30 protein-coding genes and 1 pseudogene are annotated in these 24014 nt (G+C 70.4%); 9 read left to right on the top strand and 22 right to left on the bottom strand.

The window, feature by feature from the left end; genetic code table 11:
- The 3 genes and pseudogenes from ACFWBQ_RS17910 to ACFWBQ_RS17900 form a co-directional block, all read left to right on the top strand.
- Window positions 1-489, top strand: a complete 489-nt coding sequence (locus ACFWBQ_RS17910) for a TIGR03618 family F420-dependent PPOX class oxidoreductase (protein ID WP_385489420.1) — start codon at window positions 1-3, stop codon at window positions 487-489.
- Window positions 490-497: 8 nt separating this feature from the next.
- Window positions 498-1220, top strand: a complete 723-nt coding sequence (locus ACFWBQ_RS17905; protein ID WP_385489417.1) for an HAD family hydrolase — start codon at window positions 498-500, stop codon at window positions 1218-1220.
- Window positions 1165-1669, top strand: a pseudogene (locus tag ACFWBQ_RS17900) (HAD family hydrolase); the annotation flags it as partial. The gene ACFWBQ_RS17905 and the pseudogene ACFWBQ_RS17900, both read left to right, overlap by 56 nt.
- A 22-nt stretch (window positions 1670-1691) precedes the next feature.
- Here the strand turns inward: ACFWBQ_RS17900 and ACFWBQ_RS17895 are convergent.
- Both ACFWBQ_RS17895 and ACFWBQ_RS17890 read right to left on the bottom strand, forming a co-directional pair.
- Window positions 1692-2315, bottom strand: coding sequence for a TetR/AcrR family transcriptional regulator (locus ACFWBQ_RS17895; RefSeq protein WP_385489414.1), 624 nt, complete (start codon window positions 2313-2315; stop codon window positions 1692-1694).
- Complete coding sequence (locus ACFWBQ_RS17890) at window positions 2312-3085, bottom strand: TetR/AcrR family transcriptional regulator (RefSeq protein ID WP_385489411.1); 774 nt, start codon at window positions 3083-3085, stop codon at window positions 2312-2314. Before ACFWBQ_RS17890 ends, ACFWBQ_RS17895 begins: the two co-directional genes overlap by 4 nt.
- A gap of 96 nt (window positions 3086-3181) precedes the next feature.
- Between ACFWBQ_RS17890 and ACFWBQ_RS17885 the strand changes: the two genes are divergently transcribed.
- On the top strand, window positions 3182-4150 hold the full coding sequence (locus ACFWBQ_RS17885; RefSeq protein WP_385489409.1) for an ATP-binding cassette domain-containing protein: 969 nt from the start codon (window positions 3182-3184) through the stop codon (window positions 4148-4150).
- Window positions 4143-4916, top strand: a complete 774-nt coding sequence (locus ACFWBQ_RS17880; protein WP_385489406.1) for an ABC transporter permease — start codon at window positions 4143-4145, stop codon at window positions 4914-4916. Before ACFWBQ_RS17885 ends, ACFWBQ_RS17880 begins: the two co-directional genes overlap by 8 nt.
- On the opposite strand, the gene ACFWBQ_RS17875 is transcribed toward ACFWBQ_RS17880, so the two are convergent.
- From ACFWBQ_RS17875 to ACFWBQ_RS17865, 3 genes are all read right to left on the bottom strand, one after another.
- Entirely contained in the window at window positions 4897-6000 is a 1104-nt protein-coding gene (locus tag ACFWBQ_RS17875) for a phosphotransferase (RefSeq protein WP_385489402.1), read from the bottom strand. The genes ACFWBQ_RS17880 and ACFWBQ_RS17875 overlap by 20 nt on opposite strands.
- Window positions 6001-6160: 160 nt before the next feature.
- Window positions 6161-6874: an HAD family hydrolase gene (locus ACFWBQ_RS17870; protein ID WP_385489399.1), complete on the bottom strand. Its 714-nt coding sequence runs from the start codon at window positions 6872-6874 to the stop codon at window positions 6161-6163.
- A 102-nt stretch (window positions 6875-6976) separates the two neighbouring features.
- Entirely contained in the window at window positions 6977-7846 is an 870-nt protein-coding gene (locus tag ACFWBQ_RS17865; RefSeq protein ID WP_385489396.1) for a winged helix-turn-helix domain-containing protein, read from the bottom strand.
- A gap of 246 nt (window positions 7847-8092) precedes the next feature.
- On the opposite strand from ACFWBQ_RS17865, the gene ACFWBQ_RS17860 reads away from it, so the two are divergent.
- Window positions 8093-8260 carry a hypothetical protein gene (locus tag ACFWBQ_RS17860; RefSeq protein ID WP_385489393.1) on the top strand — a complete coding sequence of 56 codons (168 nt, stop codon included), beginning with the start codon at window positions 8093-8095 and terminating at the stop codon, window positions 8258-8260.
- Window positions 8261-8293: 33 nt separating this feature from the next.
- On the opposite strand, the gene ACFWBQ_RS17855 is transcribed toward ACFWBQ_RS17860, so the two are convergent.
- From ACFWBQ_RS17855 to ACFWBQ_RS17845, 3 genes are all read right to left on the bottom strand, one after another.
- Entirely contained in the window at window positions 8294-9544 is a 1251-nt protein-coding gene (locus ACFWBQ_RS17855) for a GNAT family N-acetyltransferase (RefSeq protein ID WP_385489390.1), read from the bottom strand.
- An 80-nt stretch (window positions 9545-9624) separates the two neighbouring features.
- Complete coding sequence (locus ACFWBQ_RS17850) at window positions 9625-10593, bottom strand: asparaginase (RefSeq protein ID WP_385489387.1); 969 nt, start codon at window positions 10591-10593, stop codon at window positions 9625-9627.
- 53 nt (window positions 10594-10646) lie between these two features.
- On the bottom strand, window positions 10647-11333 hold the full coding sequence (locus tag ACFWBQ_RS17845) for an ABC transporter substrate-binding protein (RefSeq protein ID WP_385489384.1): 687 nt from the start codon (window positions 11331-11333) through the stop codon (window positions 10647-10649).
- Between the two features lie 115 nt (window positions 11334-11448).
- Between ACFWBQ_RS17845 and dtd the strand changes: the two genes are divergently transcribed.
- Entirely contained in the window at window positions 11449-11898 is a 450-nt protein-coding gene (gene dtd, locus ACFWBQ_RS17840; protein WP_385489381.1) for a D-aminoacyl-tRNA deacylase, read from the top strand.
- 77 nt (window positions 11899-11975) lie between these two features.
- Here the strand turns inward: dtd and ACFWBQ_RS17835 are convergent, their stop codons facing one another.
- From ACFWBQ_RS17835 to ACFWBQ_RS17810, 6 genes are all read right to left on the bottom strand, one after another.
- A complete protein-coding gene (locus tag ACFWBQ_RS17835; protein ID WP_385489379.1) occupies window positions 11976-12941 on the bottom strand; it encodes a YgfZ/GcvT domain-containing protein in 966 nt (321 codons plus the stop codon).
- Window positions 12942-12971: 30 nt separating this feature from the next.
- A complete protein-coding gene (locus tag ACFWBQ_RS17830; protein WP_385489377.1) occupies window positions 12972-13466 on the bottom strand; it encodes a Fur family transcriptional regulator in 495 nt (164 codons plus the stop codon).
- 74 nt (window positions 13467-13540) lie between these two features.
- Complete coding sequence (locus ACFWBQ_RS17825; protein WP_385489374.1) at window positions 13541-14113, bottom strand: FABP family protein; 573 nt, start codon at window positions 14111-14113, stop codon at window positions 13541-13543.
- 255 nt (window positions 14114-14368) lie between these two features.
- Window positions 14369-15259 carry a hypothetical protein gene (locus ACFWBQ_RS17820; protein WP_385489372.1) on the bottom strand — a complete coding sequence of 297 codons (891 nt, stop codon included), beginning with the start codon at window positions 15257-15259 and terminating at the stop codon, window positions 14369-14371.
- Complete coding sequence (locus ACFWBQ_RS17815; protein ID WP_385489369.1) at window positions 15256-16071, bottom strand: hypothetical protein; 816 nt, start codon at window positions 16069-16071, stop codon at window positions 15256-15258. The genes ACFWBQ_RS17820 and ACFWBQ_RS17815 overlap by 4 nt, the downstream gene beginning before the upstream one ends.
- Window positions 16068-16916 carry a hypothetical protein gene (locus ACFWBQ_RS17810; protein WP_385489366.1) on the bottom strand — a complete coding sequence of 283 codons (849 nt, stop codon included), beginning with the start codon at window positions 16914-16916 and terminating at the stop codon, window positions 16068-16070. Before ACFWBQ_RS17810 ends, ACFWBQ_RS17815 begins: the two co-directional genes overlap by 4 nt.
- Before the next feature lie 196 nt (window positions 16917-17112).
- Between ACFWBQ_RS17810 and ACFWBQ_RS17805 the strand changes: the two genes are divergently transcribed.
- Window positions 17113-17475, top strand: coding sequence for a DsrE family protein (locus ACFWBQ_RS17805; protein WP_385489363.1), 363 nt, complete (start codon window positions 17113-17115; stop codon window positions 17473-17475).
- A 31-nt stretch (window positions 17476-17506) separates the two neighbouring features.
- On the opposite strand, the gene ACFWBQ_RS17800 is transcribed toward ACFWBQ_RS17805, so the two are convergent.
- The 8 genes from ACFWBQ_RS17800 to ACFWBQ_RS17765 form a co-directional block, all read right to left on the bottom strand.
- Window positions 17507-17839 carry a DUF3099 domain-containing protein gene (locus tag ACFWBQ_RS17800; RefSeq protein WP_385489897.1) on the bottom strand — a complete coding sequence of 111 codons (333 nt, stop codon included), beginning with the start codon at window positions 17837-17839 and terminating at the stop codon, window positions 17507-17509.
- 51 nt (window positions 17840-17890) lie between these two features.
- Entirely contained in the window at window positions 17891-18178 is a 288-nt protein-coding gene (locus tag ACFWBQ_RS17795) for a DUF1416 domain-containing protein (protein ID WP_014154938.1), read from the bottom strand.
- A gap of 48 nt (window positions 18179-18226) precedes the next feature.
- The gene (locus ACFWBQ_RS17790; protein WP_385489359.1) at window positions 18227-19066 is read right to left on the bottom strand and encodes a sulfurtransferase; all 840 of its coding nucleotides are present in this window, start codon (window positions 19064-19066) and stop codon (window positions 18227-18229) included.
- Window positions 19067-19217: 151 nt separating this feature from the next.
- Entirely contained in the window at window positions 19218-19298 is an 81-nt protein-coding gene (locus ACFWBQ_RS17785) for a putative leader peptide (RefSeq protein ID WP_350310325.1), read from the bottom strand.
- Window positions 19299-19549: 251 nt separating this feature from the next.
- The gene (locus tag ACFWBQ_RS17780; RefSeq protein ID WP_385489356.1) at window positions 19550-20245 is read right to left on the bottom strand and encodes a DUF2993 domain-containing protein; all 696 of its coding nucleotides are present in this window, start codon (window positions 20243-20245) and stop codon (window positions 19550-19552) included.
- Between the two features lie 144 nt (window positions 20246-20389).
- Window positions 20390-21682: a hypothetical protein gene (locus tag ACFWBQ_RS17775; RefSeq protein WP_385489353.1), complete on the bottom strand. Its 1293-nt coding sequence runs from the start codon at window positions 21680-21682 to the stop codon at window positions 20390-20392.
- Between the two features lie 10 nt (window positions 21683-21692).
- Window positions 21693-21947, bottom strand: a complete 255-nt coding sequence (locus ACFWBQ_RS17770) for a MoaD/ThiS family protein (RefSeq protein ID WP_385489350.1) — start codon at window positions 21945-21947, stop codon at window positions 21693-21695.
- A 40-nt stretch (window positions 21948-21987) separates the two neighbouring features.
- Window positions 21988-22905, bottom strand: a complete 918-nt coding sequence (locus tag ACFWBQ_RS17765) for an alpha/beta hydrolase (protein ID WP_385489347.1) — start codon at window positions 22903-22905, stop codon at window positions 21988-21990.
- A 297-nt stretch (window positions 22906-23202) separates the two neighbouring features.
- Here ACFWBQ_RS17765 and ACFWBQ_RS17760 point away from each other — a divergent pair, with 297 nt between their 5' ends.
- A complete protein-coding gene (locus ACFWBQ_RS17760) occupies window positions 23203-24006 on the top strand; it encodes a winged-helix domain-containing protein (RefSeq protein WP_385489344.1) in 804 nt (267 codons plus the stop codon).
- The last annotated feature ends 8 nt before the right edge of the window (window positions 24007-24014 follow it).

The following is a 24014-nucleotide window of genomic DNA, read 5'->3' as shown; positions in this document are numbered from 1 at the left end:
ATGAACGCCGTCGAAACATCGAACCCGAAGAGTGGGCCCGCACCCCGCGTCCTCACCGACCAGGAGCTCTCCCGGATCCTGCAGGAACAGCAGTTCGGCGTGCTCGCCGCCGTCCGCAGTACCGGCCACCCGCACCTGTCGACCGTGCTGTACCGCTGGGACAGCGAGGAGCGGGTGGTCCGCGTCTCCACCACCGCCGATCGGCTGAAGGTGCGCATGCTGCGCCGGGATCCGCACGCCTCGCTGCACGTCCGCGGCAGCGATGACTGGGCGTTCGCGGTGGCCGAGGGCGAGGCGGAGGTGTCGCAGGAGACCGTTGTGGCCGGTGATGCGACCGGCCGTGAACTACTCTCCCTGACGCCGGGTTTCGACGACCCGGCGGACGAGGCCGCTTTCCTGGCGCAGGTCGTGGCGGAGCACCGCGTGGTGATCCGGATCCGGGTCTCCCGCCTGTACGGAACGGCCCTGGACATACCGGCGGCGGAATGAGACCGACGATGCGGGCGCCCGGAAAGTACGTGCTGTTCGATGTCGACGGCACCCTGATCGACGCGCTCGACAACCAGCGCACGGTCTGGGGCACTTGGGCGCTGCGGCACGGTCTCGACCCCGACGAGGTCTACCGGACGGCGCTGCGCACACGGCCCATGGAGACCTTCGCCGAGGTCGCCCCGGACCGGGATCCGCACGCCTGCCTGGACCTGCTGCACGAACTTGAGGACGAGGACGTCCGTACCGGCGACTACACCGCGTTCGACGGCGCCGCGGCACTGCTGGCCGCCCTTCCCACCGGCTCGTGGGCCCTGGTCACGTCCAACTACGAGCACCGGGTCCTCGGCCGGTTCGCCCGTACGGGGCTGCCGGTGCCCGAGGTGATCGTGGACGCCGCGTCGGTGGAGGAGGGCAAGCCGTCCCCGGTGCCGTATCTGCTGGCGGCCGAGCGGCTCGGAGCCCGGCCGGAGGACTGCCTGGTGATCGAGGACGCTCCGTCAGGGGTGCGGGCCGGTCTGCGGGCCGGGATGACGGTGTGGTCGGTGAACGCCGCCGCCACCGCGAGCACGCAGACCGGTGCGCACCGGCGCTTCGCCGCACTGGGCGATGCGGTACGCGACATCCTGGCGTTCGCATCCGCCGGCGCGGTACCACCGGCCGACCGGCGAAGTCATCGCGTACGCCCCGGAGACCGGCCTCCCGCTGCGCCTGGACCGGATACACCCTGACGAGTGGGTCGAGGCCGTCGTGTCCCGGCCTCGCCGGCCGGGTGGACGAGGACCGGGCCCGCGCGCTTGGCCGGGCGCTCGCCCGGGCGCCGTTCCGGGCGGACGAGGAGGTGGTGGCCCTCCTGCGACGGGCCAGGGCCCGGGTGCCGCTCGTACTGGTCACCCATGCGGCCCTCCAACTGGCCGGCGAACTCGCCACGTCGGGGATCGGCGATCCGGCCGACCATGTCGTCAGCAGTGCCGTGGAGGGCGTCGCCCAGCCCGACCCCGCGATCTACCGGATCGCCGCCGCGCGAGCGGGGGTGCCGGTGGACCGGTGCCTCTTCGTGGACGACCGCCAGGAGAACGTCGACGCGGCCGTCGCCCTCGGGATGACAGGGGTGCTCCACCGTGAACCGGCCGATCTGTACGGGCCGTTCGGGTTCGCCCTCACCCAGGCGGATGTGTGAGCCGTCGAGGAGGGAGACCTCCTCAACGGCTGACCTGCTCCAGCCCCGTCCTCAGCTGGACGAAGGCGAGTTCGGCCGACGCCACCGCGCTCCCGTACACCTGCTCGGCACTCTCCCCCGCGTCGATCCGCCGCCAGTTCTCCTCGGCCAGGATCCGCAGGACGGCAACGATCTGCCCTGCCGCGAGCCGCGCCGGCACCCCGTTGCCCAGGGCGCGCGCGAGCGCCTTCTCGGAGCGCCCCTGGTACCCGTACAACCGGGCGACGAGGGACGGGGTTCCGTAGAGCAGCCGGTGGAACGCCAGCACCGCCGGATGGTCGCAGAGCCCCGTCACCGGGTCGCGCCGGTCGAGACCGTCCAGGAAGTGGCGGCGGAGCGCGGCCAGGGGCGTTTCGCCCGGAGCCCGGCCGGAGACCACCCGGGCCGCCTCGTCCTCGTGGTCGGAGAACCGGTGCAGCACCAGGTCCTCCTTGGAGGGGAAGTACCGGAACAGCGTCGGCTTGGAGATGTCGGCAGCAGCTGCCACCTCGGCCACGGAGACCTTGTCGAAGCCCCGCTCCAGGAACATCGCGATCGCGGCGTCGGAGACCGCCTGATAGGTCAGCTGCTTCTTGCGCTCGCGCAGGCTGGTCTTCTCGTCGCTCATGACGGCGCACCCTTCTTGATGAGTGCCTCGACCCCGTCGAGCACCCGCTCGAGACCGAACACGAACTCGTAGTCGGCTTCGTCCGGCTCGCTCATGACCTCGGTGCTCAGCAGTCTGGACAGCGCCGGATGCCGGACGGGGTCGACGAGCCGTTTCACCGTCCGCTCCCACTGCGCCATCACCTCCTGGGCCGGGACACCCTTCGCCTCGACGGCGGCGGCGAGATCGCTCATCAGCAGGGCCTCGTTCCGTACGAAGCCCGAGACGAGGAGGATGACGGAGATCTTGTCGCCCTCGTTCAGCCCGCTGCCCTCCAGCGCCTGGAGGCCCTGTTCCCACCAGGCGACCGAATGAGGACTGGCCGGCGGACCTGAGATCGGGATGCGCAGGGACCACAGATTGCGCTGGAACATCCGGCGCTGGGCCCACGCCCACTGGCCGAGCGCCTCCCGCCAGCCCGCTCCGTCCTCCAGCGCGGGCAGCGGCGCCGGGACGCCCATGGCCGCCTCCTGCATGAGGACGTACAGCTCCTCCTTGGCGGAGACGTAACGGTAGAGCGACATGGTGGAGGCGCCCAGCTCCTTGGCGACCCGGCCCATCGAGACGGCCGAGAGCCCTTCCGACGCGGCGACCGCCACGGCCGCTGCCACGATGCGGTCCAGCGTCAGGCCGGGCTTCGGACCCTTGACCGGCCGGTCGCGCAGTCCCCACGCGGCCTCGATGCTGGCCGGCAGGCCGGTGCCGCCCGACACGCTGCTGTTCTCCGTCACCCGAAGCCGCCTTCCCCAGTACTGGCTTGCCACCATCCTAAGTTTGCGTAATGCTTACGCAGTAACGCGTATGCCATACGCAGAAGGGGGATCGTCATGAGTACGGCCATGAACGACGTCATGATCGAGGCGCACGGCCTGACCAAGTCCTACGGAAAACCGGACGCCCGGGTCCGCGTCCTGGACGGCGTCGGCCTCCGTGTCGCCCGCGCCTCCGTCTTCGCGCTCCTCGGCCCCAACGGCGCGGGCAAGACCACGGCCGTCCGGATCCTCGCCACCCTCACCACCGCCGACTCCGGCACGGCACGCGTCGCCGGGTACGACGTCGTCGCCGACCGGAGCCGGGTGCGCCGCGCGATCAGCCTGACCGGGCAGTTCGCCGCCGTCGACGAGACCCAGACCGGCGAGGAGAACCTGCGGATGATGGCGCGGCTGACAGGCCTCTCGCCCGAACAGGCCCGGCACCGGGCCGAGGAGCTCCTCGTCCGCTTCGGCCTCACCGACGCCGCCCGCCGCCAGGCCCGCACGTACTCCGGAGGCATGCGGCGCCGTCTCGACCTCGCGGCCGGGCTGGTCGGCTCGCCCGAACCCGGCGTCTTCTTCCTCGACGAACCCACCACCGGCCTCGACCCGCGCAGCCGCCGGGAGCTCTGGCAGGTCGTCAGCGACCTCGCGGGCCGGGGCGCCGCGGTGCTGCTCACCACCCAGTACCTGGAGGAGGCCGACCAGCTGGCCGACCGCATCGCCGTACTGGACAAGGGCCGGATCGTCGCCGAAGGCACCCCGGACACGCTGAAGTCACACACCTCCGGCCACCGCCTCGACGTGGTCCTCACCAGTCGCGAGGCCTACCTCCGGCTCGCCACCGGGGCCGTCCACCACTCTCCCGGGACGCTGACCCTGGGCCTGCCCACGGACGGCACGGGAGCCCATATCCGCGCCCTGCTCGACGAGATCGACCCGCACCGCACCGACGTGGACCGCTTCTCCGTGCACAGCGCGACCCTCGACGACGTATTCCTGACCCTCACCGCACAGACGACGGAGGCACCCGCCCATGTCTGACGCACCAGGAACCCTCACCCACGCCGCGGTCATGACCGGCCGCAGCCTGCGCATCAGCCGCCGCAACGTCGACGCCGTCATCACCTCGATGATGCTGCCGATCATGCTGATGCTGATCTTCGTCTACTTCTTCGGCGGCGCGATCGACACGGGCACCGCCTACGACTCGTACGTCATGTACGTCGTCCCCGGCGTCCTGCTCCTGTGCGCGGGGTTCGGCGCCTCCACCACGGCGGTCGCCGTGAGCGAGGACATGAAGGGCGGCATCATCGACCGCTTCCGCTCCCTGGACGTCGGCGGTACGCCGGTGCTCGCCGGGCACGTGGTGGCAAGCACCGTACGCAATCTGGTCTCCACCACCCTGGTCTTCGGCGTCGCCCTGCTCATCGGCTTCCGCCCCGCCGCCACCCCCGCCGGATGGCTCGCCGTCGCCGCGGTGCTCCTCGCCTACATCACGGCCCTGTCCTGGATCTCGGCGGCGATCGGCCTGCTCGCCCGCACCCCGGAGGCAGCCGGCGGGTTCACCTTCTTCATGTCGTTCCTGCCCTACCCGAGCAGCGCGTTCGTCCCGGTCGACACCATGCCCGGCTGGCTCCACGGCTTCGCCGACCACCAGCCGATCACCCCGGCCATCGAGTCCCTCCGGGGCCTCCTGCTGAACCAGCCGGTGGGCAACGCCCCGTGGATCGCGCTCGCGTGGGCGACGGGAATCCTGGTGCTCGCGGTGGGGATGTCGGGGGTGCTGTTCAGGGTGCGGACGCGGTGACGGCGGGGCGCGTCCTGAACCACTGCCGGTAGGCGCCCATGACCTGCCGGAGCGTGGGGGCGGTCCGCACCCCGAGGACCGGCTGGGCGGCTACCAGCGCCTGCTGGACCCGCCAGGCCACCCCGGGGAGCGCGCGCCGGTTCAGCCCACCCGCCGGATGCTCCAGCGCGAGGGCGCCCCGGATGACATCCGTATACACCGACTGGGCCCGCTTGTAGGCGAGCAGCACAGGCAGATCCCGCCGCCACCCCGCAGTGGCGTCCGGCCGGGCCGCTTCGACCGCCGCCTCCCAGATCCCGCAGATCCGCTCCCGCTCCCGGTCCGCGTACCTCATCAGATGCAGGTGCGTCGCCAGGTCGTAGAGCGGGTCGCCGATCATGGCGAGTTCCCAGTCGATGGTCCACAGGTCACCACGGAGATCGACGATGAAGTTCTTCCGGTGCAGATCGCCGTGGACGAGCACGAAAGGCCGGGATCCCAACGCCTGCGCCCGACTCCTCAGCCCCTCCAGAGCGGCGCCGCTCACGCCCAGCTGCCCGAACAGCCCGTGGTACGGGGCGCCGTGCTCCAGGTAGACCCGCTTCTGCGTGAACTGGATCAGACTGGCCAGGAAGCCGGCACAGTCGCCGTCCTCGGGCCGGTCCTCGGGGCGGCAGATCCGCCCGATGTCGATCTCGTCCGTCTTGACCGCTGCCAACTCTTCGAAGAGTTGGCCGAGTTGGCTGCTGTGCCGGGCGGAGAGCGGCCCGCTGGGCAGCACACCCCGACCCAGGGTGCGGCCCTCGACGAACCCCTGCAGCCAGACCCCCGGACCGGCCTCGATGATTTTCGGAATCCTCTGCACCCGCCCCTGCAGGGCCCGGAGAAGGAGCTCCTCGGACCGGAAGCACCGCCGGTCGTACCAGAACAGCCCGGGACGCTGCTCCCGCACCTTGCATCGCAGGTCACTGCCGGACGGCGGCGGGATGACGTAGGTCTCGTGGTGATGTCCCTGGAGCGGGCCCTCGATCGCCCGGTCGTCGTAGGCCAGCCCGGCTGTCCCCGCCGCCACCAGGCGAACTTCGGACGGTGCGTCGACTTTCATTGGATGGCGCCTCGTGGGTGCGGAACTCAGGAACTGACGAGGAAGGTACCCCGCTGATCGTCCCGGGCGTGGGAAATTCACGTCCTCGTCACTCGTTTCAGGCCGAGCGATTTCGGGCTGAAACACTCGCCGTCACCGTTCGAGCGGCGCTGGTATCCCGCTAGCGCAGGGAGTCCACCACGCGGACGAGCCCTTCGAGCGTGGAGACGCTCACCTCCGCTCCCGCGTCACGCAGCTTCCGGCCCTTCTCAGCGCTCTCCGCATAACCGAGAAAGGCCACTCCGGCCTTGCTGGCCGCCACCCAGTCGGCGGCCGAGTCACCGATCATCAGCGCGTCCGCGGCGGCCACCCCGGTCGACTCCAGGGCTCGATGCAGGCAGTCCGGGTCGGGCTTGAGCAGGGCCGGGTCCGGCCTGCGGCCGTGTATGTGCCCGTCGAAGCACGGGCCGAGACCGTCCCGGGCGAGATAGGAGGTCACCGCCGCGGGGGAGTTGTTGGTGGTCACCGCCAGGCGCGTACCGGCCGCCTCCAGGGCGCGGATCAGCTCCGCCGCGCCCGGGGTCGGCGTGGCCCTTCCCGCCGCCACGATCTCCTCCTCGGTGAGCTGCTCGTCCAGCTCGGCCATCAGCGCGCGGTCGTGCGGATAGTGCTTGCGGACCGCCTGCAGCACACCCAGCGGGTCGGCATCCCGCACGCTCGCGGCCACCTTTGCCGGATCACGGCCGAGTGCCGCCAGCCTCACGGAGAGCCGCTGCGCGACCCCCTCAGCCGGATGGCCGGCGAACAGCCGGCACATGGGGCCGTCGAAGTCGAAGAGGACGCATGCGGCGGCGGAGAGGAGAGCATGCGGGTCGGTCGGGTGCGGTTGAGTCACGTCGCTCCGTCCATCTGGGCAGCGGGCCGGGGCCGGCACCTTCGCCTCCCCATACTGCCCGCGACCCCCGCGACAGAACTCGGGGAACACACGATCCTCGCATCAGGGCTCCAGGTTCAGGTCGGTCGCCACGGTGGTCCACAGGCTCTCGAACCACATCGACGACTGCGCGACGAAGGCCTCGTCCCGCACCCCGCCGTCACCGTTGAAGGTGAAGAGCGTCGAGTCGCTCCCCAGCACGTCGAAGAGCTCGACGGGGCTGCCGCCGATCTGCTCCTCGCGCCGGGTGACGGTGTAGTAAGCGAACAGCGCCTCGGTGCCGTTGAGCAGGTAGATCTTCACGGGCGGAGTGAACGGCAGGGCCCGGAAGGTCACTTCGACGTCGAGGTTGCGCGTGCTGCGCATCGCCAGCAGGTTGTGCCGCAGGGCCGCGCCCTGGATGTTGCGCAGATGCAGCCAGCGCTCATGGACCTGTGCGGCATCCTTGGGCTCGTCGGCGGGCCGGGGGAACGCCAGGTCCAGATCACGGTCCGGCAGCAGGATGCGCACCTTGACCGAACGCGGGGCGAGACGGCCGGACCGGATCCGCTGCAGCGGTTCCGCCAGGGCGAGCGCGAGGGATTCCGACGTGAGGCAGAGCGCGTCGATCCGCACATCGGGAGCCCCGAACGCCGCCAGGATCTTCGGCCCCAGGCCGGCTGCCGTCTGTTGGGGCTCACCGCCGTCCGCCTCGTCGACGACGGGTGGCGGACCCGCGATGCGCGCCGGGGCGCCCCGGGTGACCGCGGTGAGCATGCCCTCGGCCTTCAGATGCTCCACCGCCCGCCGGATCGCGCCCCGTTCGATGCCGAACTCCTCGACGAGTTGCGCCTGCGTCGGCATGTGGTCGCCGGCTTTGAGTACGCCGGTGCGGATCCGCTCGCGCAGGATGTCCGCCACCTCTTCGGAGGAGGGCTTTTTGGTGCCGTTCATAGCTCTGCGCTCAGGGGTCACAACAGAACGCTACAACTTCTTGCCATCTAACGGAACTTGTTCCCTAGTTGGTTATGAACTTGTACCAAGTGGGGACAACTAAAAGTAAGTTGGCAGCCAACTTCGCCAACATCCTTTCAGACAAGGCACGTTCATCGCTGAATCCGTCCAACGCCGTACGGGTGCAGCTCGCGCATCGGCCGCTTCCCGGAGCCTTCGCTCCTCACCTCCTCAGGAGGGACCGCCATGCCCGTAGTCATCCTCGTCATCGACCGGTACCTGGAATGGAAATTCGGCGTCCCGTTCAGCTTCGCCGTCTCGTTGCTGGTAGGAGGCCTGAAGTCCGGCAGCGAGCAGTGCACCACTGCCGGCGCCGTGCTCCTGGCCGTGCTCGTGGTGGGCACAGCTCTGTAGCAGCCCCGGACCACCCGGGCACCTCGGAACGCGTCAGAACACATCCGGGCACCACGGCCGCCGCGCCGTACGGAACACCGCGTCCGCCGAAGCCGCAGCCCCCGCCCGGTTCTCCTCGATCCGGCCCAGTGCGGCGAGCCGCAGCGTCGACTCGTCGCCCAGGAACAGCGTCCCCAGTTCCCGTGCGTCCAGAGTTAGGTCGGCGCTCTGTGTCGTCGGGGTGCAGGAGGCGCCCGACGGCGAGACATCCAGCCGGAAACGGCCGGCCGTCAGCCCCGTCCCGTCGTGGATGTCCAGGACCAGGGTGGCCTCGCTCGCGTACGCGCGGGCCTCCAGGGCCCGGGGGATGTCCAGGATGCGCAGCCACAGCCAGTCCGCCTGGGTCACGGTGCGGGCGGCCCGGGGGTCCGGAAGGAGAAGGGGGAGCAGGTCGTCCGGGGCGCGGTAGCCGGTGCGGACCGTGGTGATCCAGTCGATCGAGAAGAGGAGGTGCCACAGGGCCCGTTCCGCCTCGGGGGTCACCGCGATCATGCTCTTCACCGTCGCCTTGTTCAACGGCTGCTTCGCGTCACTCCAGTTGTCGTCGGCCCGGTAGACGATCAGACCGTCGACCTCACCGTCCGCCGAGCGGTGGACCGCGTAGAACGGCTCCTTCCACTCGTCCTTCGGCGGCACGTCGATCCCGGTGTTGAGGCGCCACCAGCGCTCGTCCCGGCTGATCACACCGGGCTGGCGGACGGCCAGCCGGTCATGGAGCGCGGGGCCGATCCTGCGTACCTCCGCGCCGTCCACCAGGTCGATCCGGCCGGCGTCCCCCTCGAAGGGGACCGGCCGGCGCGGGTCCAGGCCGGCCCTGGGGACGTCGATCTCCCACTCCGTGGTCCAGGACGCCGGGCCGAAGCCGTACCGCCCGTAGATCGGGTACTCGGCCGCGATCAGCGAGGCGACCACATCGCCGCGCTCCTTCGCCGCCGCCAGGTCCGCGGTCATCATCCGGCGAAGCAGTCCGCGGCGGCGGTGCGTGGGCGTCACCGTCACGGCGCTGATCGCGTCGGCCCGCACCGTGGCGCCGCCGACGACGGACAGCTCCTGGGCGAACGACCGGAAGGTCGCCACACACCGCCCGGCGTCGAACACACCCTGGACGCGCGACAGATCGGTATGCGCCAGACGCCCCTTGATCTCTTCGTCCGTCGGCACCGAGGAGTTCAGGAACCCGGTGCCCACGGCGCGCAGCCAGTCGGGGTACTCGGACTCGGTGACGGTACGGAGATCAAGGCTCATGACCCCACGCTAGGCACGGTCCCGCCGGAAAGTCGCGCGCTTTTCGACGGGATCCGGCACCGCTCGATTCGGCCCGTCCCTCAGAACGCCGCGCGGATCTCGCCGACCTCCGCGGCGCCACCCAGCAACGGTGCCCTGCCGATGCGGGACACCACCGGGGCGTCGACACCGAGCATGTCCAGCGCACGGGCCAGCACCGGGCCCAGCGCGCGCGTCGAACCGTCGTCGATCTTGAAGGCCAGCGCCCTGCCGTCCGCGAGCGCCACCGCCTGGACCGCCTCCGCGCCCATCTTCGAGAGCGTGCCCGGCACCTCGCGCATCAGCCAGGTGTCCGGGCGCCGCGTCCCGGCCACGAACTCCGGGTGCGCCCGCATCGCGTCCGCGACCCGGCGCTCCGCGGTGCCGGGCTCCGCCAGCACGAACGTACGGAACGCGCGCGCCAGGCCCACCAGGCCGATCGCCATCAGCGGGGCCCCGCAGCCGTCCGTGCCGACCGCCGCGACCGGCTCGCCCGCCGCTTCCGCGACCACCTGGCCGACGAGCTGCTGCAGCGGGTGCGCCGGGTCGAGGTACGTCGAGGTGTCCCAGCCGTTCTGTACGCAGACGGCGAGCATCGCCGCGTGCTTGCCGGAGCAGTTCATCGTGAGCGGCTCCCGCACCCGCCCCGCGGCGAGGTACGCCTCCGCCTCCACCGGGTCCAGCGGAAGGTCCGGCGGGGTCTGCAGGTCGTCCGGCTTCAGTCCGTGCTCGGCGAGCATCGTGCGGACGAGGTCGAGGTGGAAGTCCTCCCCCGAGTGGCTCGCGGCGGCCAGCGCCAGCCGCTCCCCGGAGAGATCCAGTCCGGCCCGCAGGATCGCGGCGGCCTGCATCGGCTTGTTGGACGAGCGCGGAAAGACCGGAGCCGCCGGATCGCCGAGCGCGTACTCCACACGTCCGTCGGCGGCCAGCACGACCAGCGACCCCCGGTGGTGGCCCTCGGTGAAACCGGACCGCACGACCTCGGCCAGGACCGGGAGCGTGGGGGACGCGGCGGGAGATATGGAGGTCATGGTGGCTGGTGGCCTTCCGGGAGCGGGCGGTACCTGCCCCCGGAAGGATCGCTTCAGGCGAGCAGATCGTCTACTTGTGCTTCGCCGTCACGGTACCTGCGGGCGATCTCCGCACTGCAATCGTCAACGGTGTGCTGGAGCCGGTGCCGGCGCCGGGAGACCCGCTGTTCGTAGCGGACGAGGCGCGCCATGGCCGTGAGCAGTTCTTCGTCCGTCCGGGCGTCGAGGTCGGAGAGCTCGACCTCGGCGAGTGTGTCCTCGGCCAGCTGCCGGTACTCGTCGCTGCGCGGCGTGGTGAGGGTGACGTGCCTCGCCGAGGAGCGGTGGACGGACGGGGCGTCGGCGAGGATCTCCGAGAGCCGGTCCACCACCGGCGACTCCGGGCCGGCGCGACCGGCGAGCTCGGCACGCAGGATGTCGATGCGGCCCTGGACCAGACGGCGTACGTAACTCAGGTCCGCCTCGTCGCGCTGCGCGTCACGGCGGAGTGTGCGCAGCTCCGGCAGCCGCAGTCCGCGGAATTCGGGCTGCGGACGCACCGAGGCGAGCCCTTCCCCGGCCCCGCCGTTCCCCGTCTGTCCCGGTACGGACAAGGGGCCGGTGAGTGTCGTGGGCAGCTGCGCGGACAACGGGCCCTGTCCGGGCAGCGCGCCGGACCGCTGTACGGGTGGGCGCACGGTACCGGCAGCACGTGTCACCGGTACCGCACCGGGTGATGGCCCGGTTCCCTGTGTGGTCATGATGTTCCGTCCCCTCGACCGGTGCGTCGGCACACCGACATCGTGCATCGTGCCACTACGCACGGTGCTCACGCAGGTGCTCTGTACCCGTTCAGCCCAAGATAGGTTGGTCTGTATGCGTGCAGTGATACAGAGAGTGGACGGCGCGAGCGTCGCCGTTGCGGGCACCTCCGACGATCCGTCGGGGACCGGAATCGTCGGCGAGATCGTCGGCGAGGGGCTGTGTGTGCTGGTGGGGGTCACTCACGGCGACACCGCGGAGAAGGCGGCACAGCTTGCCCGCAAGCTGTGGACCCTGCGGATCCTGGAGGGCGAGAAGTCCTGCTCGGACGTGAATGCACCGCTTTTGGTCATTTCGCAGTTCACTCTCTACGGGGACGCCCGGAAGGGCCGCAGGCCCACCTGGAACGCCGCCGCCCCGGGTGAGGTCGCCGAGCCGCTGGTCGACGAGGTGGTGGCGCAGCTGCGCGCGCTCGGCGCACAGGTGGAGACGGGCCGGTTCGGGGCGGACATGCGCGTCTCGCTCACCAACCACGGCCCGTTCACCGTAGTGATCGACGTGTAGCAGCGCGGGTGGACGGCCGCGCGTAGGGCGTCTAAGACCGACCGGCACCGCGACGCCGCCCCCGTGCGCCGGTCGGTCTAAGGCTCGACGACCGTCTCCTGGGCCGCCGCGGTGGCCCCCGCGATCAGTTCCGCGTCCACGGCCACGTTCCGCTTCACCAGCGCCAGGGCGATCGGGCCCAGCTCGTGATGACGGGCCGATGTGGTGATGAAGCCGAGCTGACGGCCGTCCTCGCCGTCGGCGGCCAGCCGGACCGGTGTTCCGTGGCCGGGCAGGTGCACCTCACTGCCGTCCAGATGCAGGAAGACGAGCCGGCGCGGCGGCTTCCCCAGGTTGTGGACACGGGCGACCGTCTCCTGCCCCCGGTAGCAGCCCTTCTGGAGATGAACGGCCGTGCCGATCCAGCCCAGCTCGTGCGGAATGGTCCGGTGGTCGGTCTCGAAGCCGAGGCGCGGGCGGTGCGACTCGATGCGCAGCGCCTCGTAGGCGAGGATGCCCGCGGCGGGGCCGTGCCCGGCGGCGTACGCCTCCAGGTCGGCACGCGGCAGGAAGAGGTCACGGCCGTGCGCCGTCTCCCGTACCGCTACGCCGTCCGGGACCTCGGCGATGGAACCCGCCGGCAATTGGACGACGGCGAAGTCCTCGGTACGGTCGGCGACCTCGACCCGGTAGAAGAACTTCATCGACTCCAGGTACGCGATCAGCTCGCCCTGCGTCTCCGGTTCGACGTGCATCCACACCGTCGCACCGTCGTCGACCAGATAGAGGGCGTGCTCGATGTGCCCGTTGGCGGAGAGGATCAGCGCCTCGGTGGCCTGGTTCGGCGCCAGGTCGCTGACGTGCTGGGTGAGCAGCAGGTGCAGCCAGGTCAGCCGGTCGTCGCCGGTGACCGTGACGACACCACGGTGCGAGAGGTCGACGAGGCCGAGGCCGTCGGCGAGCGCGCGTTGCTCGCGGAACAGGTCGCCGTAGTGCGCGGCGACGCCTTCGTCGCGCCCTTCGGCGGGGACGGCGCCGGGCAGGGACAGCAAGGGGCTCTTCATGCGACCAGCGTACGACCCTGCTGCGGCTCGCTACCGGGGTACCTCGGCCGGACCGGTCTCCTCAGGACCGGTGTCCGCCGCCTCCGCCGTTTCCGCCCCCTCCGCCGCCTTCGCCGTGCAGTCGGCGCAGCGGCCGAAGATCGCGAAGTGCTTCATGTCGGTCTCGAAGCCGAACGCGCCGCGCAGCTTCGCGGTGAACTCGGCGACCACGTCGACATCGGCCTCGATGACGTTCGTACAGTCCCGGCAGACCAGGTGGATGTGGTGGTGCCGGTCGGCCAGGTGGTACGTCGGAGCCCCGTGCCCCAGATGCGCGTGGCTGACGAGCCCGAGCTCCTCCAGGAGCTCCAGGGTCCGGTAGACGGTGGAGATGTTCACGCCCGACGCGGTCCTGCGCACCTCGCAGAGGATGTCGTCGGGCGTCGCGTGCTCCAGCCGGTCGACGGCCTCCAGGACAAGCTGACGCTGCGGCGTCAGCCGGTAGCCACGCTGCCGAAGATCGGTCTTCCAGTCGGTGCTCACCACAGGCCCAGTGTAGGGCGGGGCAGGCACCGGCACGTCTGCGCCGGAAAGCCGGGGACCGCTCCTGGGGACCGCTCCTACTTGAAGAAGGCGATGCCGTCGTCCGGCAGGTCACCGAGGCTCTTCGCCATCGCGGCGACCTCTTCCGGGGTGACGACCTTCTTGAGGTGCGCCGACATGTACGGGCGCAGCTCGACGTCCGGGGTGGCCTTCTCGCCGACCCACATCAGGTCGCTGTTCACATAGCCGTAGAGCCGCTTGCCACCGTTGTACGGGCCGGAGGCCGCGGTGCGGGCCACCGCGTCGGTGACCAGGTCGATCTGCGGCTTCTGCTTGGCCAGCTCGCCGTACCAGATCTCGACGATGCCCTGGTCGCGGACCATGACGATCTCGACCTTGCGGTCCTTGTCGACGCGCCAGTAGCCGGACTCGGTCTCCAGCGGCTTGACCTGCTTGCCGTCGGCGTCCAGCACCCAGGAGTGCGAGACGTACTCGAGGAAGTCCCGGCCGTCGTGGCTGAAGGTGACTTCCTGGCCGAAGTTGCACTTCTCGGCGCCGGGGAAGTCGGAGACGCCCGCACCCGCCCAGTTGCCGAGGAGGAAGGCCAGCGGCACGAGGTCCGGGTGGAGGTCGGACGGAATCTCGATCATGAGCGGCTCAGTCGATCTGTGAGGTGGACGGGCAGGTGTTCGGCGAGGGTCAGCGCTGGCCCTGGTACAGCTTCTTCACGGTCAGTACGGAGAAGGCGAGCACGCCGACACAGACCAGAATCAGCAGGGCGGAGAAGAATGCCTCAAGCACGGGGAGCTCCTCGGGACGAACGACGTGACGGCAGTACGGGGCCGGGCCCCCAGCCTAATGGGTGGGGGCCCGGCCCGACGGTCCGGGGTTTCCCCCGGGCCCGGTCAGCCCAGCAGCTGGTTCTGCAGGATCACACTCTGGTGGAACGGAACGGCTTCCGTGCTTGCCCCGCCCTTTCGCGTGTGGACGATGAGGGCGACGGTGTCCCCGGCCAGCACAGACGCATGGCGGACCTGCTCCGCGCCGTACGGCTTCGCCTCCGTGTACACGCGGGCCGTGGTGTTTTCCACCTCGGTGTCCGGCCATGCGTCGTCGGGTGCGGGCGCGGTCGTGTCCGTGAGCTGCTCGAGCCCGAGCCCGAGCAGCTCGTCCTGGAACGCGGTGGAGTACGCCACCGAGTTGAACCGGAGCAGATAGATCCGGGACGACGTGCCATCCGGCATGGTCCAGCCGCGGGCCGCGATGTGCCGCAGGGCGGAGTCGTCCAGCCACTGGATGAGGGCGGCGCGCTCGGCCTTCGGGTACTGGGAGGCGTACTGCGCGCTGCTGACCCAGCGGCCGTCGAGCTTCTTGTCCACGGTTGCTCCGGCCGGGGCCGGCAGCAGCAGGCGCCGCAGGTCGGCGTGGTGGACCTCCCCCCTGTTGGAATCGTTGAACGGGCGGGGCGCGCCGGCGGGAAGGGCGGGCAACGTCAGCCGGGGATAGTCCCAGCGCCCGTCGGTCTCGGTGGCCAGGCCCGGTACGTCGGTGCGCTCCATCGACGCGATGCCGACGGCCGTGCCCGTACCGAGCCCGCCGAGGACCAGCACAGCCGCCGTCCAGCGGGCGACGGCCCGCAGCACCCGGCGCGGGGGGCGCGGCGGGGTCTGCGCTCCGGGCTCTCCTGGCTCCGAAGGCAGAACCGACGGGACGGGCAGAACCGGTGCAACGGGCGGTGCGGCCGGGTTCGGGGCCGGAGTGACCTCGCCGGCCGACTCCACCGTCTGCTCGGTCATACGTACTCCCCCGGGGACTTGATGTGGTCCAGCTGGTCCTTCAGCAGCCCGGCGACGGTCACCTTGTCGATGGGCTTGGCGGCGACTGCCGTGTAGCTGATGCTCAGCTCACCGTCGTACGCCGTGCACATCATGGATTCCAGCTCGCTCTTGCTGTCCTCGGGCTGCAGGTAACAGGTGGCTTTGCCTGTGTGACCGTTGACCTTCGGTCCGTCGCGGAAGCCACCGATGGCGTCGAACAGTTCCGTCCGGAACGTGTAGAGGTCCCGGACGGCCTTCTTGTCCTTCATCCGCACGATCTCGGCTTTCACCACGAGAAAGTTCTCCTGCGCGACGAACGAACGGACGGCAAGGCCCTGTATCCGGAGTCGGTCGATCCGCTTGTCGAGCTCACGGCGTTTCCTGCCCGCGAGCCCGCTGTCGGACTCCTTCATCATGGCGGTGGCCTGCTTGCCGCTGACCTCTCCGTCATTGCCGTGCTCCCCGATGTCGGGGCCGAGCCGGAAGCCGTCGGGCACGGGCAGCATCAGCTTGGTGAGCGGGGTGTCGGCCCGGCCCGAGCCGGTGTCACCGGCCGGATCCTTGACGGGCCCGCGCTCGGGATCCGCCCAAGCGGTCGTCTTGACGGTCCGGTCGGCGTCGTCGACCGTGACCTTCGTGTACGCGGCCGCGCCGCCGACGGCACCGATCACCAGAACGGCGGGGAGCGCGGTGAGGAGCACCCGGCGGACCTTCCCGGAACGTGCGGGTGCGTCCGGGACCACGGACGGTTCCGGGGCGGTGGCAGGGGCGGGCGGGATGACGTCGTTCACAGGCGCTCCAGCTGTCGCTCGGCCAGCGTCCGGATGTCCTTCTTGCTGATCGGCTCGGTGTCGAAGATATTGATCTCGATCATGATGTCGCCGCGCTGGATGACGGCCCTCGCCCGGTACGAGGGCAGGTAGCCGGGCTTCCGGACGACGTCGTAGAGGTAGTAGCGGCCGTTGCCGCTGCCCTTGACCGGGTCGCCGTCGTTGCCCGCGCCGCGCTCCGTTTCCGGCATGTACCAGGTCTGGCTCTCGGCGTGGTCAACGGCCCCCGTCTCCGTCCCGGATCCGAACTGGAGGAGCCAGACGTTGGCCTCGCGGTGGGTCCCCTTCTTCCAGGCGGCGCCGGCGACGCGGCGCACATCCCTCTCCAGGAGGTAGGTGAACATGAAGTCCGGGGCCCTGAAGGCACGCGCGTAACTGTCCACGCTGAGCCAGCCGTCGCTCACCCCGTTCTCCGCCTTGTTGTCGCTCCAGCCCGCCGGCCGGTCGATGAGCAGCTTGCGCAGGTCGCCGCTCGTCCGCACCTGGCGGTCCTGCGAGGCCGGCAGGGCGGCCGGGACCTTGCCCGCGGGCAAAGCCTTCGCCGGGTAGGCCAGATCGGACTGCGACAGCGCGGGCAGCGGCGTCGGGGGCCGCTCGGCCTGGATGTCGTAGCCGACGGCCGTGCCGCCCGCGATGCCGAGCAGTGCGGCTGCGGCGATCAGCAGGGTCGTACGCCCGCGCGGGCGAGGACGTACGGACGGAGCGGGCGGCTCGGCAGGCTCTGCGGGCTCTGCGGGCTCTGCGGGCGGCCCCGCAGGTTCACCAGGCCGCGCGGGTTCACCAGGAACTTCAGATGCGCCCGGCACTTCAGATACTTCAGGCCCGCCAGGCCCGCCAGGCCCGCCAGGCCCGCCAGGCACTTCAGTGCCTGCAGGAACGGTGTCGTTCGGTTGCAAAAGGGTCCCCCCAAAGAGACCTGAGGCGCAGATTCCATTACCTGCGCACACAACTGACCCACAGGTCACAGGGGAGGTTGTTCACCCGACGATTACAGTTCGGTACATGTCGAAGAAGCTCGTGATCAAGGTGACTGCCGGGGCCGATTCCCCCGAGCGCTGCTCACAGGCCTTCACCGTGGCGGCCGTGGCCGTCGCCAGTGGGGTCGAGGTCTCGCTCTGGCTGACCGGCGAATCCGCCTGGTTCGCTCTGCCGGGGCGTGCCGCCGCATTCGAACTGCCGCACTCCGCACCGCTGCCGGATCTGATCGAGTCGATCCAGGCCGGCGGCCGGATCACGCTCTGCACCCAGTGCGCGGCACGACGCGACATCACGGAGAAGGACGTCCTGGAGGGCGTACGCATCGCGGGCGCCCAGGTTTTCGTGCAGGAGGCCATGGCGGACGGCAGCCAGGCCCTCGTCTACTGACCTTCGTCCATGAGCAGGGCCCGGGGCTGCCCTACCGGCGGTGTTTCTTTCCGTCGAGTTCGTCCCACCACTCGTCCGACTTCGGGTCGCCGGAGGGATCGTCCCACCAGCGGTCCTCCGGCCCCCGCCGGTTGGCGACCATCGCCGCGACGGGCGGGATGACCATGGCGACCACGCACATGCCGACCGCCACGGGGATGGACCAGAGGCGCACGAAGGCCCAGGCGGAGACGAAGAGAACGAGGCATCCGCCCATCAGCAGGAAGTAGGCGCGACGGCGTCGGGCGTACATGTCTCCAGGGTAGAGCGGATCCACCCGTCCGGCGGCGGGCCGGACGGCGCGAAGGGCCGCACCCCTGCTCAGGTGGCGTCCAACCCCCTGGGGTGCGGCCCTCCGGCCGGTCGTGCGCGGGAACTACACGGCGATGGCGACCTCGGCGAGGCCACCCGTCTGCGCCACGACCGTGCGGTCGGCAGTGCCGCCCGGGACCAGGGCGCGGAGCGTCCACGTGCCCTCGGCCGCGTAGAAGCGGAACTGTCCGGTCGCCGAGGTCGGAACCTCGGCGGTGAACTCACCGGTCGAGTCCAGCAGACGGACATAGCCGGTGACGGGCTCGCCGTCACGGGTCACGCTGCCCTGGATGGTCGTCTCGCCCGGCTTGATCGTCGAAGCGTCGGGGCCGCCGGCCTGTGCTCCACACATGGTGTTCTGTCCTTCTGGTCGGGGTCCTGCTGATCAGGTCCTGCGGAATTACTTGTTGGCGCCGAGCTCGATCGGCACGCCGACGAGGGAGCCGTACTCGGTCCACGAACCGTCGTAGTTCTTGACGTTCGCCTGGCCGAGCAGCTCGTGCAGCACGAACCAGGTGAGCGCGGAGCGCTCACCGATGCGGCAGTAGGCGATGGTGTCCTTGGACAGGTCCACCTGCTCGTCCTCGTAGAGCGCCTTGAGCTCGTCGTCCGACCGGAACGTGCCGTCGTCGTTGGCGTTCTTCGACCACGGGATGTTGCGGGCGCTCGGCACGTGGCCGGGGCGCTGCGACTGCTCCTGCGGGAGGTGCGCCGGGGCGAGCAGCTTGCCGCTGAACTCGTCGGGCGACCGCACGTCGACCAGGTTCAGGCTGCCGATGGCCTTCACGACGTCGTCGCGGTAGGCGCGGATCGACTCGTCCTGCGGCTTGGCCTTGTACTCGGTGGCCGGGCGCGTCGGGACGGCGTCGGTCAGGTCGCGGGAGTCGAGCTCCCACTTCTTGCGGCCGCCGTCGAGCAGCTTGACGTTCTCGTGGCCGTACAGCTTGAAGTACCAGTACGCGTACGAGGCGAACCAGTTGTTGTTGCCGCCGTAGAGGACGACGAGCGTGTCATTCCCGATGCCCTTCTCGGACAGGAGCTTCTCGAAGCCGGCCTGGTCGACGAAGTCACGGCGGACCGGGTCCTGGAGGTCCTTGGTCCAGTCGATCCGGATCGCGTTCTTGATGTGGTTCTTCTCGTACGCCGAGGTGTCCTCGTCGACCTCGACGATGGCGACCTGCTGGTCGTCGATGTGGGCCTCGACCCAGTCTGCGTCGACCAGAACGTCTGCGCGGCTCATGTGATTCTCCTCCGGGGCAGTCTGCGGCGGGGTGGTGCGGGGTGCGAAGTGCGAGGTGTACGCGCAGGTGCTGGGGAGCGGAACGCGTACGGGAGGCACGGGTTCGGCCCTGACATCGTCGAAGGGCCGGGGAAACGGGAGAAGGTCCCGCTCAGAAGGTGCGACAGAGCATGGCGGCGACGCGGCACAGGTCTACTGCCCGCCGCTTCGTGAGGTCCGCCTGTCGCTTCATGTGTCCGATCGTAGGGAGGTACGGGCGGAGATGTCACCGTCGTGTCGAATCGTGAGACACGATCGTCCGCTATGCGAGACGCGAGGCCGATCGGGGCCGTGCCGGACCGGGATTCCGAAGGTCCGGGCCGCGCCATCATCTACGGGTCGGACGGGGCCGTCTCATTATCTGGATCGGCCGTCACATCCGCCCTCGCGGTCCCCCTACCCCGCCCGGCCGGCGGATATCCGCCGCTGCTGCACGTACCGCCGTCACCCGGCGAGTTCGATGTCCGAGCCCGTCATCGAGATCTTCAGGCCGTCCTCGGCAACCTCGATCTTCTCCAGCTTCAGCCCGGCCGGCAGACCGCCGATCTCGCGCTGGAAGTCGGTCTTCCTGCGGACCAGGTCCTCCAGACCGGGGATGCCCTCACCCGGCACCTCGTCCGCATGCACCTTGACGGTGTCGCCGTCGACCAGGGTGACGGTGGAGAGCACGCTGCGCGAGACCGAACGGCCCAGCAGCGGGATCTCGATCGAGCCGGAGACCTTCACCTTGCCGTTGCCGCCGTAGGCGACGGTGACACCGTTGTCCGCGGCCGTGGTGAGGTCCTCGTACGAGACGACGGCCGTCCCGGTGGCCCGGGAGGCCGTCGCACTGGTGTAGCCGGCGCCGAGCTTCACCTGGTGCAGCTGGGCCCGGATCTCACTGATCCGTATCGAACGGCCGCCCGCGCTGGTCCGCACGCCGTCGACCTTGACGTCGACCTGGTCGAGCTCCGATCCGGCGATCTGGGTCAGGAAGGGAAAGCCCTTGATGTCGACCTCGGTCGAACCGGTCTCCACACCGCCGAACCGGACCCGGTCCGCGGCCTCCGACTCCGCGAAGTACACCGCTGCCCTGTCCACGGCGACGAAGATGCCGCCGAGAACCACAGCGATGATCAGCAGTATTCGCAGTGCGCGCATGCCTGTTGCTCCCCCACTCCGACCGGCCGGACCCCTGGTGCCCGTGAGCCTACTGCCGCTGCGCGGCACGCCCGGAGTGATCGACGAGCAAGCGGCCCGGCCGGTTCCCCCCGGCCGGAAAAGGCCGGAAGGCGATGGGCGGCATCAGGCGATCGCACGGCCGATCAGATAGACGGCAGGGGCCGCAGCGGTGAGCGGCAGCGCCACTCCGGCCGTCAAGTGCACGAACCTGGACGGGTAGTCGTAACTGGCCACCCGCAGACCGATCAGCGCACAGCCACCGGCCGCGAGCCCGAGGAACGCACCCTGCGCACCGATGCCGGCCAGTGTGCCGACCGCAGCGCCGGCGCCCGCCGCGACGAGCAGCGCGACGACGACCGAGGCCGGGCCCGGCAGCGGAAGGGCCCTGACGAGCACGGCCACCGCGACCGCGATCGCGCCCACCGTCACCGCGTCCGGGGCCGCAGCGAGATGCCCGGCGGCCAGGACGGCGAGCGCGGCCGAGGCGACGGTGGCCGTCAGGCCGTACATCCGCTCGTCGGCCCCGGCGTGGCTGCGCAGCTGGAGTACGAGAGTGAGCAGCACCCACACACCGAGCGTGCCGAGGATGGCGGCCGGGGCGTTGTCCCGGCCCGCCGCGAGCAGGACGGCATCCGCCACGAACCCACCGGCGAAGGCGAGCGCGATGCCCTGCCTGGCAGGCCACATGCCGTTGAGCCGGAACCAGCCGGCGGCTGTCACGGCCTGGAGCAGCACCAGCGGTACGAGCAGGGCGTACGGCCCGATCGCGGCGCCGAGGGCGATCAGGAGGCCGAGGCCCGCCGTGATGGCGGCGGGCTGCATCCCGGGCGCGATGATCGGCGAACGCCCCTCGGCGCGGGCCCGCTGGGCGTCGGTGATCCGGCTGTTGCCCAGCGTGGTGGGCGCGCTGTAACCGGAGCCTTCCTGCACGGGGGCGGCCGCCCCGGCGGCCGGAGCCTCCTGGGCGAACGGGACCTCGGGCGGCAGCGGGTACGAGCCCGAGGTGCTGCCCTGCGAGGCGGACTGCGGGGCACCCTGGGGGGCCGGCTGCGGGAGGGGCTGCGGAACGGGCTGTGCGGCCGGCTGGTACGCGTCCTGCTGCTGATACGGGGCAGCGGGCTGCGCCTGCTGGTACCCGGCCTGCTGCTGCTCCGGCCGGATCGTCGGCTGGTACTGGGTGTCCCAGGTCTGGCCCTGCCACGTCTGGGTCGCACCCTGGTCGGGGTGGCCCGGCGCGTTCCCCGGCTCCTGGGGTGCCGTGGGCTGCTGCGGTGCCTGCCCGGCCGGCCAGGCGGAGCCGTCCGGGCAGCCGTCGTACGGGGCGTGGGCGTCGTACGGGGCCTGATCACCGTACGGCGGCTGCTGCCCGTCCCCGTACTGCTGCCCGTACGGATACTGCTGATCGCTGTTGCTCATGGTCTGCGGTTCACCCTCCTGCGAACGGCGGGAGCACCTCGACCGTGCCGCCCTCGGCAAGCCGTACGGTCTCATGGCCACGGGTCCCCACGGGGTTCCCGTCGATCAGGAACGAGCACCTCTGCAGTACTCGCGTCAGCTCACCCGGGTGCCGCTCCCGCACCCCGTCGAGCGCCTCGGCGAGCGTCACCGCCGCGTACGGCTCCTCCGCGGTCCCTGCGGCGGCCTTGGCCGCGGCCCAGTAGCGGATCGTCCCCGCTGCCATGGCGACACCCCTTTCCTCGTGCGTCAGCTGCCATCATGAATCACGCCGACGCCGTCCAGTCGGCGATACGGGTGAGCAAGCTCTCGTCCGCGGCGTTCTCCGCGTGCCCCATCCCGCGCTCCAGCCACAGGTCCGCCGCGCCGCGCGCGGCATCGGCCAGCATCCTCGGGTGGTCGAGCGGGAAGTACGGGTCCTGGTCGCCGTGCACGATCAGCAAGGGTGCCGGTGCGATCAGGGGGACCGCCTCGACCGGGGAGAGCGGGACCGGGTCCCAGTCCTTGCGGTCGATCCGGGTACGGAAGCCGTAGCGGCCGACGAACCGGCCGGCGGGACGGGTGACCACCCAGTGCAGGCGCCGCATCGGAGCCGTACCCCGGTAGTACCAGCGGGCGGGAGCGCTGACGGAGACCACCGCATCCGCGTGCGCTTCTGTGCGCCCCGCGTGCGCCCCAGTGCGCCATCCCACCCGTTCGGCTCCCGCCGCGGATCCCGTCTCCACGGATTCCCGTGCCTCCGGCGCCGTATACAGAGCAGCGTGCCGAAGTACCACGGAACCGCCCATCGAGAAGCCGACCGTAACGATCCGCCGGTGTCCCAGTGACCGCGCCCAGGCCACCGCGGCGGCCAGGTCCAGCACCTCGCGGTCGCCCACCGTGGACCGTCCGCCGGACCTCCCGTGCCCCCGGAAGGAGAACGTGATCACGGCCGCACGCTGCGAGAACACCTCGGCGGCGCGCCGCACGGCCGGCCGGTCGACGGAGCCGGTGAAGCCGTGTGCGACGACGATCGCCGTACCGGCGGATGCCGCGTCGGCCCCGGTGCCGGAACCGGGCGTACACGGGGTGTACACCGCCTCGATACGGACGCCGTCACCCGTCAGCAATGTGGTGCGCCGTGCGGTCGGCGTGATCGAGGGAACAAAAGAACTCAGGAATCGACCCTCGGACACAGAACTCATGTGGGCTATTCTGCTGCGAAGAGGATCCGGGCAAAGTAGCCCCCGGGTCCTTTTGTGCTTTCCGCGCGTTGTTACGGAGACGTTTCAACAAGCTCAGCGGCTCCAGGGCACGGGGCCGCACCGTAAAAACCGTATGACGCCGCCGCAGGGCGAACGTCGTACGCGAGTACGAAGCAGTGCCGCATACTCCCCCGGGTCCGCCCCGGGAGTGCCCCTCTCGCAGGGAACGAGGAGGACCGACGTAATGGGCGAGCGAACCGTGCACGATCGACCGACGACCCAGGCAGGTGGGCGGCGATGAGTTCACTGCTGCTTCTGACGAATGCCCTTCAACCGTCGACGGAGGTGCTCCCCGCCCTAGGCCTTCTGCTGCACAGCGTGCGGGTCGCCCCCGCCGAGGGACCCGCTCTCGTCGACACCCCCGGTGCCGACGTCATCCTCATCGACGGCCGCCGCGACCTCCCACAGGTGCGCTCGCTGTGCCAGCTGCTGCGGTCCACCGGACCCGGCTGTCCGCTGATCCTCGTCGTGACGGAGGGCGGCCTCGCGGCCGTCACCGCCGACTGGGGCATCGACGACGTCCTGCTGGACACCGCGGGTCCCGCGGAGGTCGAGGCCCGGCTGCGGCTGGCCACCGGCCGCCAGCAGATCACCGCCGACGACTCCCCGATGGAGATCCGCAACGGCGATCTGTCGGTCGACGAGGCGACCTACAGCGCCAAGCTGAAGGGCCGGGTCCTCGACCTGACCTTCAAGGAATTCGAACTGATCAAGTACCTCGCGCAGCACCCGGGCCGGGTCTTCACCCGCGCCCAGCTGCTGCAGGAGGTCTGGGGCTACGACTACTTCGGCGGCACCCGAACGGTCGACGTCCACGTACGGCGGCTGCGCGCCAAGCTCGGCCCCGAGCACGAGGCACTGATCGGCACGGTCCGCAACGTCGGCTACCGCTTCGTCGCACCGGAAAAGGCGGAACGGGGTCGCGAGGAGGCCAAGGACAGGGCGGCACCGATGATGGTGGAGGACGACGTAACCCGTTCGGAGCAGTCCCCGGAAGCCGGGATTACGGAAGAAGCCCCGGTCCGGCCTGCCAAGCGGTAGGTCGATCC

The organism is Streptomyces sp. NPDC060035, assembly GCF_042736635.1.
Classification (GTDB): Bacteria; Actinomycetota; Actinomycetes; order Streptomycetales; family Streptomycetaceae; genus Streptomyces.
This window is presented reverse-complemented; position numbering and strand designations above follow the sequence as displayed.

Excerpts from the sequence above, each read along its gene's own strand:
- ACFWBQ_RS17910 (WP_385489420.1), top strand. The coding sequence starts at position 1 with ATGAACGCCGTCGAAACATCGAACCCGAAGAGTGGGCCCGCACCCCGC.
- ACFWBQ_RS17905 (WP_385489417.1), top strand. The coding sequence starts at position 498 with ATGCGGGCGCCCGGAAAGTACGTGCTGTTCGATGTCGACGGCACCCTG.
- ACFWBQ_RS17895 (WP_385489414.1), bottom strand. The coding sequence starts at position 2,315 with ATGAGCGACGAGAAGACCAGCCTGCGCGAGCGCAAGAAGCAGCTGACC.
- ACFWBQ_RS17885 (WP_385489409.1), top strand. The coding sequence starts at position 3,182 with ATGAGTACGGCCATGAACGACGTCATGATCGAGGCGCACGGCCTGACC.
- ACFWBQ_RS17880 (WP_385489406.1), top strand. The coding sequence starts at position 4,143 with ATGTCTGACGCACCAGGAACCCTCACCCACGCCGCGGTCATGACCGGC.
- ACFWBQ_RS17875 (WP_385489402.1), bottom strand. The coding sequence starts at position 6,000 with ATGAAAGTCGACGCACCGTCCGAAGTTCGCCTGGTGGCGGCGGGGACA.
- ACFWBQ_RS17865 (WP_385489396.1), bottom strand. The coding sequence starts at position 7,846 with ATGAACGGCACCAAAAAGCCCTCCTCCGAAGAGGTGGCGGACATCCTG.
- ACFWBQ_RS17860 (WP_385489393.1), top strand. The coding sequence starts at position 8,093 with ATGCCCGTAGTCATCCTCGTCATCGACCGGTACCTGGAATGGAAATTC.
- ACFWBQ_RS17855 (WP_385489390.1), bottom strand. The coding sequence starts at position 9,544 with ATGAGCCTTGATCTCCGTACCGTCACCGAGTCCGAGTACCCCGACTGG.
- ACFWBQ_RS17850 (WP_385489387.1), bottom strand. The coding sequence starts at position 10,593 with ATGACCTCCATATCTCCCGCCGCGTCCCCCACGCTCCCGGTCCTGGCC.
- ACFWBQ_RS17845 (WP_385489384.1), bottom strand. The coding sequence starts at position 11,333 with ATGACCACACAGGGAACCGGGCCATCACCCGGTGCGGTACCGGTGACA.
- dtd (WP_385489381.1), top strand. The coding sequence starts at position 11,449 with ATGCGTGCAGTGATACAGAGAGTGGACGGCGCGAGCGTCGCCGTTGCG.
- ACFWBQ_RS17835 (WP_385489379.1), bottom strand. The coding sequence starts at position 12,941 with ATGAAGAGCCCCTTGCTGTCCCTGCCCGGCGCCGTCCCCGCCGAAGGG.
- ACFWBQ_RS17825 (WP_385489374.1), bottom strand. The coding sequence starts at position 14,113 with ATGATCGAGATTCCGTCCGACCTCCACCCGGACCTCGTGCCGCTGGCC.
- ACFWBQ_RS17820 (WP_385489372.1), bottom strand. The coding sequence starts at position 15,259 with ATGACCGAGCAGACGGTGGAGTCGGCCGGCGAGGTCACTCCGGCCCCG.
- ACFWBQ_RS17805 (WP_385489363.1), top strand. The coding sequence starts at position 17,113 with ATGTCGAAGAAGCTCGTGATCAAGGTGACTGCCGGGGCCGATTCCCCC.
- ACFWBQ_RS17795 (WP_014154938.1), bottom strand. The coding sequence starts at position 18,178 with ATGTGTGGAGCACAGGCCGGCGGCCCCGACGCTTCGACGATCAAGCCG.
- ACFWBQ_RS17790 (WP_385489359.1), bottom strand. The coding sequence starts at position 19,066 with ATGAGCCGCGCAGACGTTCTGGTCGACGCAGACTGGGTCGAGGCCCAC.
- ACFWBQ_RS17785 (WP_350310325.1), bottom strand. The coding sequence starts at position 19,298 with ATGAAGCGACAGGCGGACCTCACGAAGCGGCGGGCAGTAGACCTGTGC.
- ACFWBQ_RS17780 (WP_385489356.1), bottom strand. The coding sequence starts at position 20,245 with ATGCGCGCACTGCGAATACTGCTGATCATCGCTGTGGTTCTCGGCGGC.
- ACFWBQ_RS17775 (WP_385489353.1), bottom strand. The coding sequence starts at position 21,682 with ATGAGCAACAGCGATCAGCAGTATCCGTACGGGCAGCAGTACGGGGAC.
- ACFWBQ_RS17770 (WP_385489350.1), bottom strand. The coding sequence starts at position 21,947 with ATGGCAGCGGGGACGATCCGCTACTGGGCCGCGGCCAAGGCCGCCGCA.
- ACFWBQ_RS17765 (WP_385489347.1), bottom strand. The coding sequence starts at position 22,905 with ATGAGTTCTGTGTCCGAGGGTCGATTCCTGAGTTCTTTTGTTCCCTCG.
- ACFWBQ_RS17760 (WP_385489344.1), top strand. The coding sequence starts at position 23,203 with ATGAGTTCACTGCTGCTTCTGACGAATGCCCTTCAACCGTCGACGGAG.